The organism is Nonomuraea typhae, assembly GCF_009760925.1.
Lineage (GTDB): Bacteria > Actinomycetota > Actinomycetes > Streptosporangiales > Streptosporangiaceae > Nonomuraea > Nonomuraea typhae.
The window spans coordinates 1-11,089 of the sequence record NZ_VRLV01000011.1; the positions used below are offsets into that span (position 1 = coordinate 1).

Consider the following 11,089-nt stretch of genomic DNA (forward strand, 5'->3'; position numbering starts at 1 on the left):
CGCCGCCCGGCTCAGCAGTTCCGCACGCTCGTCCTCGGACAGCGTGACTTCCACAGCGGAAGGCCCCGGATGCGACATGCCAACAGGCTACTTCCTTACCCTCAGAATTTCTGGCGCATCACACTAGTCGAGAGGACGCATTGTCGCGGGAGATCTTCTCGGACGTCGCCAACAAGTGGGCACTGCTGATCATCGAACGCCTGGTCGAGCGCACCGTCCACCCCACGATCCCGCCGCGCGTCGACTACACCCTCACCGACGCGGGCCGTGCCCTGCGGGAGACGGTGAGCGGGATGTGCGACTGGACCCGGCAATGGCTCGGCCACATCGAAACCTCCCGCCGCCGCTTCGACACCCTCACCTCACCGTGACGTCACGACGACCGTCTCCTCGACGTCGGTAGAGGACGGTCCGGTGGAGATCGCGGTGAACGCGGCTGCCATCGCGACCACGGCGAGGGCGACGGGTCGCCACCAGGCGGCACGCGGCGGCGGCGGCGGGAAGAAGATCCTTTCCCGCGCGGTCACCCACTGGCCCACCTGTTCCTCGTCCAGCCCGCACGCCCTGGTGAACACCGCCAGGAGCGCCGCACGCGGCACCCGGTCCCGGCCGAGCATCGAGGCGGCCGTGGAGGACGGCAGCGCCTCCCCGGCCGCGGCCGCCCGGCGTTCGAGCTGCCGGAAGCTGAAGCCGGACCAGGTCTTGAGATCCCGGAGCCCGGCCATGAAGGCGGCCTCGCCGGCGGCGGCCGGCGGGGACGGCGGTGGTGTGGTGGTCATGGTCTCCCCTGTTCGACGTGCTCGTACGGTGTCCCGTACACACTCGGACGGCTGAACCCGTTGCCGGGTTCTGCCGGCTTCGGCCACCTTGTGCCCCATGAAGTGGTTGAGCGCGGCGGTGGTGGCCTTGGTGATGCTGGCGGCGTGTGCTCCGGCGGACCCGTTTCCCGAGGGGTTCGACGGCACGGTGCTCGTGGCGCGCGGCGACCGGATCACCTCCTGCCGGGGTTCCTGCGACACCGCCTACGACATCATGTCGATCACCAAGCAGTTCACCGCGGCCGCGATCCTGAAGCTGGAGACGATGGGCAGGCTCAGGACCGCCGCGCCGATCAGCGCGTATCTCGGCCCGGTCCCCGCGGACAAACGCCTGATCACCGTGCATCACCTGCTGACCCACACGGCCGGGCTGGTCGAGGGGCTCGGTGCCGACTACGAGCCGGTGACCAGGGACGCCATGCTGGCCGGGGCGCTGGGCTCCAGGCTGGTCGCGGCGCCGGGGAAGGAGTTCCACTACTCCAACCTGGGCTACAGCCTGCTCGCGGCGATCGTCGAGAAGGTCTCCGGGCTCGGCTACGAGCGGTTCCTGGCGCGGCACCTGTTCGCCCCGGCGGGCATGAGCTCCACCGGGTACGTCCTGCCCCGGTGGAGCCGGGTCGCCGTCGAGTACGACGGGCGGGGGAAGAGCATGGGCCGGCCGTACGAGCATCCGTGGGCCGCGGACGGGCCCTACTGGAACCTGCGCGGCAACGGCGGGATGTTGTCCACCGCGCGGGACATGTTCCGCTGGCATCGCGCCCTGACCGGGGACGCCGTCCTGCCGGCGCGGGCCAGGGCCCGGCTGTTCACCCCGTACGTCCCGACAGGGGAGCCGGGTGAGTCGTACGCCTACGGGTGGAACATCCTCCGCCGGGCCGCCTGGCACGACGGCGGCAACGACTGGTCGATGGCGGGCTTCGCACGCTCCCTCGACGGCGCGGCCATGGCGTTCTGGGTCACCAACCGGGCACAGCGGTGGAGGCTCGAGGATCGGGAACCCGATCTCACGCTAGGACTGTTGCGCTAGCTCGCGCAGCGCCTGCTCCGACGGGGAGCCCGGCTCGGCGGCGAACAGGTCCAGCCCGCAGCACGACGGCTCGTCGGGCAGCGCGATGAGCTCGCCGTACAGGGTGAGTTCGCCCACGAGGGGGTGGTTGAGGACGTAGGTGCGGTTGCGGATGCGCGCGACCGAGCGCTCGCCCCACATCCGGGCGAAGTCCGCGCTCAGCTCCCGCATCTCGTCGAGGTGGGCCGCCAGCCCGGCGTCCGCCCGGTAGCGGCCGAGCAGCACCCGCAGGTGCGCCACGTGCTCGCGGGCCGCCCGCTCCCAGCCGGTGCGGTGCAGGTCGCGCAGGAAGGGCTCGGTGAACAGCAGGTGCGAGAGCGTGCGCCGCTCCTCCGGCAGCGCGGGGAAGTCGCCGAACACCGCGACGGCGAGGTCGTTCCAGCCGACGATCTGGGTGTGCCTGCCGACCAGCAGCGCCGGGGTCAGCACGAACGACTCCAGCAGGTAGCGCAGGCCCGGCGTCGCCTGCGAGGCGGCCTGCACGCACGCCTGCGGCGGCCGGGCGATGGCGTGCAGATAGGTCACCTCGTCCGGGTTCAGGCGCAGCGCGGCGCCGATGGCGGCCAGGACGTCGTCGGAGACGCTGTCGGCCTTGCCCTGCTCCAGGCGCGTGTAGTGGGCGAGGCTCACGCCCGCGACCTGGGCCAGCTCCTCCCGGCGCAGGCCCATGACCCGGCGCAGGCCGCCGTAGTCGCGCAGCCCGACGTCCTCCGGGCGCAGGCGGGCCCGGCGCGACTTGAGGAACTCGCTCAGCTCGGTCCGATCATCCACCCCGACAACCCTAGTGCCGGGTGTTCACCCGGTGAGTACGCACAGGACGGACCTTGGCCGGGCGGTGACGGCAGCCCCACGCTGTCAGGCACCGACCGACGAATGGAGTACGACCCATGCTTGGACTCATCGGCAGCGGAATGATCGGTTCCGCCGTTGCCCGCCTGGCCGTCGCGGCGGGGCACGAGGTGATCCTCAGCAATTCCCGGGGCCCGGAGACGCTGGCCGGGCTTGTCGCCGACCTGGGCGGGCGCGCCCACGCCGGCACCCCGGCCGCGGCCGCCCGCGCGGCGGACCTGATCGTGGCGGCCGTCCCCTTGAGCGCCTTCGCGCACCTTCCGGCCGACGCCCTGACCGGCAAGACCGTGCTGGACACGGCCAACTACTATCCCGAGCGCGACGGCAGCCTGGCCGAGCTGGACTCGGGTGAGCTGACCTCCAGCGAGCTGCTCCAGCGCCACCTGCCCGGATCCCGGGTGGTCAAGGCGTTCAACACCATCACCCCGCATCAGCTGGGCACCCTCGCCCGGCCCGCCGGTGCGCCGGATCGCAGCGCCCTGCCCATCGCCGGCGACGACCCGGACGCCAAGGCGGCCGCCACGCGCCTGCTGGACGCCCTCGGCTACGACGCGGTGGACATCGGCGCCCTGGCCGACGGCTGGCGCAGTGAGCCGGACACGCCGCTCTACATCCGGCCCTACCTGGGCGAGGTGCCCGCCATGACCGTCGAGGACTTCCTCGCCTGGACGACCCGGACGCCCGGCCTCGCCGTACCGGCTGAGCGGATCGCCGAGCTGGCCGCGGCCGCGGTGCGCCTGCGGGCGGGCGCGGCCAGGCTTCCTAGCCGGGCCGCGCGATCGTGACCTCCGGGCTGCCCGGCAGTTCCGCGCGACCGCCGCGGAGGTGCCGGTCGAGGAAGGCCAGGACATACGTGCGCGTGAGCTCCACCGAGCGCGCCGCGGTCAGCTCACCTGGTACGGCGACGCCGGCCGCCTCCGACAGCAACGGGATGTCGGTGAACGACTGGTGATTCCCGCCGGGCAGGAAGAGCCAGCGCTTCCAGCCGGTCAGCAGCTTCCAGTCACGCTCCCAGGAGTTGTCCCGCCCGCCGGGCGCATGCCCGCTCGAGCCCAGGAACAGGAACGGCCGGGCCATGCCGCCGGGCATCCGGGCGTACGTGGTGCCGTCCATGTTGGCCCCGGCGCGGATCCGGGCGTCCTTCACCATCGCGGCCAGCGCGGCGGCCCCGCCGATCGACTGCCCGACCATCGCGATCTTCGACCGGTTGATCAGGCCGGACCCCTCCCAGGCCGAGCCGGTCAGCCGGTCGAGGACGAAGGCGACGTCCGCCGCCCGGACCCCGGCCACCTTCGTGCCGAAGCCGGAGTCCGAGTCGCTGTCGCAGGCCACGCAGTCGGCGACCCGCCCGTCCGGGAAGGTCGTCGCGTAGTTCTCATACGTGTGGTCGATCCCGGCCACGACGTATCCCCTGCTGGCCAGTTCCTCGGCCAGGGAGGTGAGCGTGCTCACGGGATTGGTGAACCCGGGAGACAACACCACCAGGGGCAGCCCGCCCACGCGCCCGGCCGGTTTCACGCCGGTGACGGCGTGGGTGCGCGTCCTGCTCAGCAGGTCGTACGGCACGCCGGTCACCCGTTTGCCCTTCAGCGCGAGCTCGGACTCCTTCGCCGTCATGTAGACGGCCGGCCGCCCCTCGCCCTTCTGCGCCGGATACCAGAGCGTGACCTTGAGCTCCCTGACCGGCGCCTCGGGCACCCAGGGATCGGGGCGCGCGGTGTCCTTCAGGTGGAGGGCGGTGGTGCCGACCGGTTGGGTACCGGTGGGCGCCGGCAGCACCGGCGGGCCCACCGGCTTGGCCGGGGCGGCGGCGACGGCCCTTGGCGGCACCGGCGCGGAGCAGGCGGCCAGGAAGGCCAGCCCCGCGGCGCCGGCCAGAACCCGCCGCACCAGGCGTACACGATGGCTCATCAGGACACTCCTAGGCGGGTGCGCGCAGCAGGGTCAGCGCCTTGGCCAGCGCGGGATCGCGCCCGGCGGCGGCGTCCGCCGCGGTCAGCGGCACGTGATGGTCGGGCGCCACCCCGACCCGGTCGATCACCTCGCGGTTCGGCGCCAGGTGGTGCTTCGACGGGAACCCCAGCGAGGTGTGGTTGCTCAGCGTGTACGGCTGGGCCGGTCCGGAGATCACGCCCGCGGTCCGCGACCCCACCAGCGGCCCGAGGCGGTGATCCTTGATCGCGGAGCTGAAGTGCTCGCAGGCCGAGGCACAGGCCCGATCGACGAGGACGACCAGCGGCAGGTTGAGCAACGGCACGCTGTCATCGGTGCGCATCGTCTCGCACGTGCCGTCGGCGGCGCACTGGTAGGCGGTCACCTTGCCGTGGGCGAAGCCGCTCACCAGCCGGGTCGCCTCCTCGGGGCTGCCGCCCCCGTTGCCGCGCAGGTCGAGCACGACGCCGGTGAGCTTCTTGCCCGTGCCGAGCCTGGCGATCGTCTTGAACACCCTGTCGGCTGAGTCGGGGGCGAAGCCGGCCAGCCGTACGTGGGCGATGGTCTTGTCCCGGACCGTGCCGGACACGGTCTGCACGGTGTCCGGGCCGGGCTGGAACAGGCCGGGCTTCAGGCGCACGCTCCAGCGGCGGTCGCCGTCCTGGCGGTGGAGCCGGAGCGTGACCGGGTCGGCCTCCGGGTAGCGCGGGTAGAGGGCGGCGAGCGCGGCGGGGGTGAGTGCGCCGCCGGTGAAGGGCGGCGAGCCGTTGATCGATTCGATGACGTCGCCGGGGCGCAGTCCGGCGGCCTCGGCGGCGCCGCCCGTGATCGTGGTGACGAACAGCGGGGGCAGGGCGGCCCCGGGGGTGGCCTGGCGGCCGAGACTGGCCTTGAGGCCCAGGCCGTACTGGTCGCCGTCGTAGTAGCCGGGCGGGCGTTTGCCGCCGCCGTAGGTCCATCGGGCGTGGTTGTCGTCCAGGGCGGCCACGATGGCCTCCAGGGTGACGACGGCCAGCTTCTCCCGGAGATCGGGCAACCGGTCGGTCAGGCGGCGGTAGAGCGTCTCGAACGCGGCCCAGTCGGTCTGGCGGTTGCCGGTGAAGGCGGGCATCGTGGCGTCGGGCAGGTCGCGGCCGTCCCGGTCGAGCTGCTGGGTGAGGGCGGCGAAACCGGCGCTCAGCAGCGTGCGGTGGTCGAGCGTGGCGGCGCCGTAGTAGGCGGTGAGGATGCACTGGTATGCCTGCTCGACGACGTCGATCGTGGTGGGCGTCTCCGGTGGCGGCGGGCCTGCGCCGGGCTTCGGCTGCGCGCATGCGGCGGCCTGCGGGAGCTTGCCGGGCTGGGCGCGGGGCGGCACGGTGGTGCAGGAAACCGCCAGGAGGAGGGCGAGGCCGGTCGTCACGGACCTGGCGATCATGACCGCCGCCTGCTGAGCCACCAGAAGCAGAACCCGGTCAAGCCCAGGGAGAAGAGGGTATAAATCCCGATCTCGAGCCATTGGAAGGTCCAGAACCTGGCGAAGGGCTGGTAGGTCGCGGCCTGCCGGTAGCCCAGCCGGTTGACCTCGTCGACGCAGGGGTCCAGGCCCCCTTCCGGCGCCGGGCGGCTGGACGGCGCGCACGGGCCCGACGTCGTCGACACCGGCATGGGCGCCTCCGCCCCCGATTCCGCGACCGTGCGGCCGGACGGATCGAGCAGGCGGCTGGACAGCACCCAGGCGCCGGTGTCCCCGGGGATCGCGGTGTCCAGGATGACCGTGGGCGAACCGTCACGCCGCACGCCGAACTGGTCCATGTTCGCCCGGCTGAGCTCGAAGGTCGCGCTGACCGGAGGGATCAGGTGCGCCCGGACCAGCATCGGCATGCCGAGCTGCACCAGGGCGAAGAGCACCAGGGTGAGCGCCATCGCGGGCAGGGTGTGCCGGACCAGCATCCCCACGGTCACCCCGAGCACGAAGCCGAACACCGCATACCCCATCGGGGCGATGCCGCGGGCGCCGAACACCAGCGGGTCCATCAGCCCGTAGCCCCCGGCGGCGGACCTGTCCAAGGGACCGGACCACCAGGTCACCACGAGGCTGCACAGCCCGGCGGCGGCCGCGGCGGCCAGGGCCGGAATGGCGATCTTGACGGTCAGCCACCGGGAGCGGGTGATGCTCTGGTTCCACACCAGCAGGTAGGTGCCGCTCTCCAGCTCCCGCGTGATCAGCGGCGCCCCCCAGAAGAGCCCGATCAGTGCGGGCAGGACCAGCACGAACGCGGTGACGGCCAGGAAGGGGATCTGGTAGTCGTCGAAGAACCTGTCGAAGAACCGCAGGCAGGTGTCGTCGCGCGTGCAGGCGGCCAGCCCGGAGGCGTAGTCGCCGGCCAGGCCGGGCCCGGTCAGCGCCAGGACGCCGGCGAGCGCCCCGAGGACGCCGACCATCATCGCGGCCGGAGCGCGGAACTGGCGCCACGTCAGCCAGATCATCGCTGGACCTCCAGGACGACAGGCCGCTCGGCGGGCTTCTCCATGTAGGCGAGGACGAGGTCTTCCAGGGTCAGCTCGCTGACCGTCCAGGCGGGGTCGAGGATCGGGCCCTCCGTGCGCACGACCAGCGTGCTCTGCCGGTCGGTGTGGCTGGCCGAGACGACGTGCTGGTCGCCGGGCAGGCGGCCGGGGTCCCGGCGCGGGCCGCTGAGCCTGCGGTGGGTGGCCAGCAGCCGGTCGACCGGGCCGGCCAGCCGTACCCGTGAGTCGACCAGGACGACCAGGTAGTCGCAGGCCCGTTCGAGGTCGGCGATCAGGTGGGAGGAGAGCACCACGCTGAGCTCCTGCTCGGCGACCGCCTCCATCAGGCCCTGCAGGAACTCGCGGCGGGCCAGCGGGTCGAGCGAGGCCACCGGCTCGTCCAGGATCAGCAGCTCGGGCTGCTTGGCCAGGCCCAGCGTGAGGGCGAGCTGGGCCCGCTGGCCGCCCGACAGCTTGCCCGCCCGGTGCGCGGGGTCGAGGCCGAGCCGCTCGATGCGCTCCCGCGCCAGGACGGCGTTCCAGCCGGGGTTGAGCCGTGCGCCCAGCCGCAGGTGCTCGGCGACGCTCAGCCCCGCGTAGACCGGGGTGTCCTGAGCGACGAAGCCGACCTTGGCCAGCTGTGCGGGACCGGCGGCCGGCTCGTCGCCGAGCACGGTGATGCGGCCCGACGTCGGGGTGAGCTGGCCGCCGGCCAGCTTCAGGAGCGTGGTCTTGCCGGCGCCGTTGGGACCGACCAGGCCCACCACGTGCCCTGCCGGGATGTCGACGGCGCACTCGCGCAGCGCCCACCGCCTGCCGTACCTCTTGCCCAGATCCTGAGCCTGCAGGATGGCCTTCACGCTATGTCCTCCTGAAAGGCGGTCCGAAAGGTGGTCATGAACAGGGCCTCGATGCTTTCGTCGTCGAGCCCGGCGCGGCGGGCCTTGGCCAGCCAGCGGCGCAGGTCCTGGCGCAGCGGGCCGTGGGCGGCCAGCGACGCGTCGGTCAGCGTCCGCGTCACGAACGTGCCGACCCCCGGACGCGCCGCGGCCAGTCCCTCGTGCTCGAGCTCCCGGTACGCCTTGAGCACCGTGTTGGGGTTGATCGCCAATTGCGCGACCACGTCCTTGACGGTCGGCAGCTGATCGCCCTCGAGGAGCAGGCCGAGACGCAGCGCGTTACGCACCTGCTGGACCAGCTGCAGGTACGGCGAGACCCCGGACTTTCCGTCCAGATAGAACTCGATCACCCGTTCCTCCATTTATCTAGTCTCCTAGTATTTTAGGAGTTTAGCTGTTAAGAGGCCGTAAGGTGAGACCGTGCGGATCAAGGAGCAGTTGCTGGGTCCAGGCGCCGACGGCGACCCCTACCCCGTCTACGCGCGGCTGCGCGACGAAGCCCCGGTACGCCCGGTGCTCCTGCGCGACGGCGTGCGCTGCTGGGTGATCCTCCGGTACGGCGAAGCCCGCGCGGCACTGTGCGACCCGCGCCTGAGCCGCGATCCCCGCCTGGCGGGCCCGGCCTGGCGGCAGGCCGACCGCGGCCGCCCGCTGGAGGACGGCGCCGGACTGGGCACGCATCTGCTGACCCTGGAGCCGCCCGACCACACGCGCCTGCGGCGGCTGGTGAGCGGCGCCTTCACCGCCCGGCGCACCGAGGCCATGCGCGACCGGCTCGGGGAACTGGCCGGCTCCCTGATCGACGCCTTCGCCGGCCGTGGCCACGCCGAGCTCGTCGGCGACTTCGGCTACCCGCTGGCGGCGACCGTGATGTGCGAGGTCATGGGCATCCCCGTGGCCGACCGGGACCACTTCCGCCAGTGGACGTCCAACGCCACCCCGGCGGACGCGCCGTCCCCGGGTGAGTACCTGCGGGGCGTGGTGGCCGCCAAACGGGCCGAGCCCGGCGACGACGTGATCAGCGCGCTGGTCGCCGCGGAACGCGCCGGGCAGCTCAGCGAGACCGAGTTGCTGTCGATGGCCTTCCTGCTGGTGATCGCCGGGCACGAGAACACCGTCGGCCTCATCGCCAACGGCGTCCTGGCGCTGACGGCCCACCCGGAGCAGCTCGCGGCCCTGCGCGCCGACCCCGGCCTGATCGAGGGCGCGGTCGAGGAGGTCCTGCGGCACGACGGGCCGATGGAGCTGGCGGCCTGGCGGTTCGCCACCGAGCCGGTGACGATCGGCGGGGTCACCATCCCGGCCGGCGAGCCGGTGGTCATCGCCCTGGCCGCCGCCCACCACGACCCGGACCGCTTCACCGACCCGGACCGCTTCGACATCACCCGGCCCGACGCGGACCAGCACCTGGGCTTCGGGCACGGGTTACACCACTGCCTCGGCGCGCCGCTGGGCCGCCTGGAGGCGGTCGCCGGGCTCGGCGCGCTGGTGCGGCGGCTGCCCGGGCTGGCGGTGGCCGTGCCGGTGGATCAGCTCCGGCGCCAGCCCAGCTCGATCGTGCGCGGCCTGTACGAACTGCCGGTCACGTTCCTCACGTGAGCACAGGTCTTACTTGAGCGGCCCTTACTCGAACGGCCCTCACTTGAGCGGCCCTCACTTGAGCGGGCCGCAGGCGATCCGGCCGCCCGCGTCGCCCGTCCTCAGCGTGGCCTCGTCGGGGCCGGAGGGGCTGTAGCGGGCGGGGATGTTGGCGAGGTTGTCCGGGAGCGCGTGGACGATGACGGCGCTGCCGTCGGCGTCCCGGAGCTGACGGACCCTGAACCGGTCGGTGACCGCCGCGGCGGTGCCGGTGCCGTCCTGGGCGACCAGCAGGGGCGGCAGATCCCCCGCATGGTTGCCGTGGGTGGCGCCGGCCAGGTCGAAGTGGCCGCCCGCGGTGAAGAACGGGGACACCTTCCCGGTCGCGGGATCGATGGCGGCCGGGTCGCAGATGCCGGTCGTGTGGACGTGGAAGCCGTGGTAGCCCGGCGGCAGGCCGGTGGCGGTGACCGACAGGCGGGTCTTCGTGAAGCCCTCCGGCTGGAGCAGGACCCGGCCGACCGCGGCGCCGTCCACGTCGCGGAGGGTGATCGTCAGCGGGCGCGCTTCCCCCGAGGTGGTCGCCTGGGCCACGGCGCCGACGCCGATGGCCGCGACGCCCGTGAGGAAGGTGGCGCTGATGGTCAGGTGGATCGTCCGGCCGAGTGTCCGTGGCTGCGCCATCGTGACCCCTTCGAGTCGAGGAAGACGGGCGTCGCCACCGAGGCTAGATGGTATAGGGTCATCGAGCCAGATAGTATATATGATTTTGTATAGCAATATACGTGGATATTTCGTGCTATGGCGGCACGCCTCGCCCGCCCCCGCGAGGGCATGGCCAACGGCGCGGCGTGCCGCCCCGAGGATTAGCCCTCTTCCCACGGCGCCGGCGGCGCCAGGTGCTTGCAGCTGTCGAAGATCTTCTTCGCCGCGGCCGACTTCAGGTTGACCTCCTTGAACCCCGCCGGCTTCTCCTCGTCGCCCACGGGGCTCCAGATCCCGCCGTCCTGCAGGCACTTGGCATACGCGGCGGACTTGGCCTGCTCCTCGGGCGTCAGCGGCTCGTCGCTGCCGAGGATCACCGAGTCCCACTCCTTGCACGCCTTCATGGCCGCGTCGAGCTTGGCCTGGGTGACCTTGCTGACCGCGCTGGTGTCGAGGTCCTGGCCCTTGACCGGGTCCGGGATGTCGATGCCGTTCTCCCTCATGCATCCGGCGAACTTCACCGCGGTCTCGTACCAGCTCGGCTTGGCGGCGGCGCTCTGCGCCGGGCTCGGGCTCCCCGTGCTGGCGAAGCTCTGCGCGCCGCATGCCGCGCTCAGCGCGAGGGCGGGGATGGCGGCCATGACGGCCAGACGTCGCTTGGTGATGAGCACTCTTTCCTCCAATGGGGTGACTGAGTGCCCAAGACTCTGGCGAAGCCGTGTGCGCGGCCCGTCCACGTCATGTCATGAACG

Annotated in this window: 13 protein-coding genes; 4 read left to right on the forward strand and 9 right to left on the reverse strand. The window is 72.3% G+C overall.

Annotated features, from left to right (window positions below; translation table 11 throughout):
- Positions 1–140 precede the first annotated feature (140 nt).
- A complete protein-coding gene (locus FVE25_RS34900; protein ID WP_246267879.1) occupies positions 141–371 on the forward strand; it encodes a winged helix-turn-helix transcriptional regulator in 231 nt (76 codons plus the stop codon).
- Here the strand turns inward: FVE25_RS34900 and FVE25_RS34905 are convergent.
- Positions 363–779 (reverse strand): hypothetical protein, encoded by a 417-nt coding sequence (locus FVE25_RS34905; RefSeq protein WP_157251441.1) that lies wholly within the window; start codon positions 777–779, stop codon positions 363–365. The genes FVE25_RS34900 and FVE25_RS34905 overlap by 9 nt on opposite strands.
- Positions 780–876: 97 nt before the next feature.
- Between FVE25_RS34905 and FVE25_RS34910 the strand changes: the two genes are divergently transcribed.
- The gene (locus FVE25_RS34910; protein ID WP_157251443.1) at positions 877–1,845 is read left to right on the forward strand and encodes a serine hydrolase domain-containing protein; all 969 of its coding nucleotides are present in this window, start codon (positions 877–879) and stop codon (positions 1,843–1,845) included.
- On the opposite strand, the gene FVE25_RS34915 is transcribed toward FVE25_RS34910, so the two are convergent.
- Positions 1,828–2,655, reverse strand: coding sequence for a helix-turn-helix domain-containing protein (locus tag FVE25_RS34915; protein WP_246267887.1), 828 nt, complete (start codon positions 2,653–2,655; stop codon positions 1,828–1,830). The two genes, FVE25_RS34910 and FVE25_RS34915, sit on opposite strands and share 18 nt — an antisense overlap.
- Positions 2,656–2,771: 116 nt before the next feature.
- Here FVE25_RS34915 and FVE25_RS34920 point away from each other — a divergent pair, with 116 nt between their 5' ends.
- Positions 2,772–3,518, forward strand: coding sequence for an NADPH-dependent F420 reductase (locus FVE25_RS34920; RefSeq protein ID WP_157251445.1), 747 nt, complete (start codon positions 2,772–2,774; stop codon positions 3,516–3,518).
- Here the strand turns inward: FVE25_RS34920 and FVE25_RS34925 are convergent.
- Genes FVE25_RS34925 through FVE25_RS34945 form a run of 5 tightly spaced genes read right to left on the reverse strand, consistent with a single transcriptional unit; the run spans position 3,496 to position 8,404 of the window.
- Positions 3,496–4,644 (reverse strand): alpha/beta hydrolase family protein, encoded by a 1,149-nt coding sequence (locus tag FVE25_RS34925; RefSeq protein ID WP_246267888.1) that lies wholly within the window; start codon positions 4,642–4,644, stop codon positions 3,496–3,498. The genes FVE25_RS34920 and FVE25_RS34925 overlap by 23 nt on opposite strands.
- Before the next feature lie 10 nt (positions 4,645–4,654).
- A complete protein-coding gene (locus tag FVE25_RS34930) occupies positions 4,655–6,082 on the reverse strand; it encodes a S41 family peptidase (protein ID WP_157251447.1) in 1,428 nt (475 codons plus the stop codon).
- Positions 6,079–7,134, reverse strand: a complete 1,056-nt coding sequence (locus FVE25_RS34935) for an ABC transporter permease (RefSeq protein WP_157251448.1) — start codon at positions 7,132–7,134, stop codon at positions 6,079–6,081. The genes FVE25_RS34930 and FVE25_RS34935 overlap by 4 nt, the downstream gene beginning before the upstream one ends.
- On the reverse strand, positions 7,131–8,015 hold the full coding sequence (locus FVE25_RS34940) for an ABC transporter ATP-binding protein (protein ID WP_157251450.1): 885 nt from the start codon (positions 8,013–8,015) through the stop codon (positions 7,131–7,133). The genes FVE25_RS34935 and FVE25_RS34940 overlap by 4 nt, the downstream gene beginning before the upstream one ends.
- The gene (locus tag FVE25_RS34945; protein ID WP_246267895.1) at positions 8,012–8,404 is read right to left on the reverse strand and encodes a GntR family transcriptional regulator; all 393 of its coding nucleotides are present in this window, start codon (positions 8,402–8,404) and stop codon (positions 8,012–8,014) included. Before FVE25_RS34945 ends, FVE25_RS34940 begins: the two co-directional genes overlap by 4 nt.
- Positions 8,405–8,474: 70 nt before the next feature.
- Between FVE25_RS34945 and FVE25_RS34950 the strand changes: the two genes are divergently transcribed.
- Complete coding sequence (locus FVE25_RS34950; RefSeq protein ID WP_219825765.1) at positions 8,475–9,653, forward strand: cytochrome P450 family protein; 1,179 nt, start codon at positions 8,475–8,477, stop codon at positions 9,651–9,653.
- A gap of 54 nt (positions 9,654–9,707) precedes the next feature.
- On the opposite strand, the gene FVE25_RS34955 is transcribed toward FVE25_RS34950, so the two are convergent.
- Positions 9,708–10,316, reverse strand: a complete 609-nt coding sequence (locus FVE25_RS34955) for a superoxide dismutase family protein (RefSeq protein WP_157251454.1) — start codon at positions 10,314–10,316, stop codon at positions 9,708–9,710.
- A 182-nt stretch (positions 10,317–10,498) separates the two neighbouring features.
- Positions 10,499–11,008, reverse strand: coding sequence for a hypothetical protein (locus FVE25_RS34960; protein WP_157251456.1), 510 nt, complete (start codon positions 11,006–11,008; stop codon positions 10,499–10,501).
- Positions 11,009–11,089 lie beyond the last annotated feature (81 nt).

Excerpts from the sequence above, each read along its gene's own strand:
- FVE25_RS34905 (WP_157251441.1), bottom strand. The coding sequence starts at position 779 with ATGACCACCACACCACCGCCGTCCCCGCCGGCCGCCGCCGGCGAGGCC.
- FVE25_RS34910 (WP_157251443.1), top strand. The coding sequence starts at position 877 with ATGAAGTGGTTGAGCGCGGCGGTGGTGGCCTTGGTGATGCTGGCGGCG.
- FVE25_RS34920 (WP_157251445.1), top strand. The coding sequence starts at position 2,772 with ATGCTTGGACTCATCGGCAGCGGAATGATCGGTTCCGCCGTTGCCCGC.
- FVE25_RS34925 (WP_246267888.1), bottom strand. The coding sequence starts at position 4,644 with ATGAGCCATCGTGTACGCCTGGTGCGGCGGGTTCTGGCCGGCGCCGCG.
- FVE25_RS34930 (WP_157251447.1), bottom strand. The coding sequence starts at position 6,082 with ATGATCGCCAGGTCCGTGACGACCGGCCTCGCCCTCCTCCTGGCGGTT.
- FVE25_RS34935 (WP_157251448.1), bottom strand. The coding sequence starts at position 7,134 with ATGATCTGGCTGACGTGGCGCCAGTTCCGCGCTCCGGCCGCGATGATG.
- FVE25_RS34955 (WP_157251454.1), bottom strand. The coding sequence starts at position 10,316 with ATGGCGCAGCCACGGACACTCGGCCGGACGATCCACCTGACCATCAGC.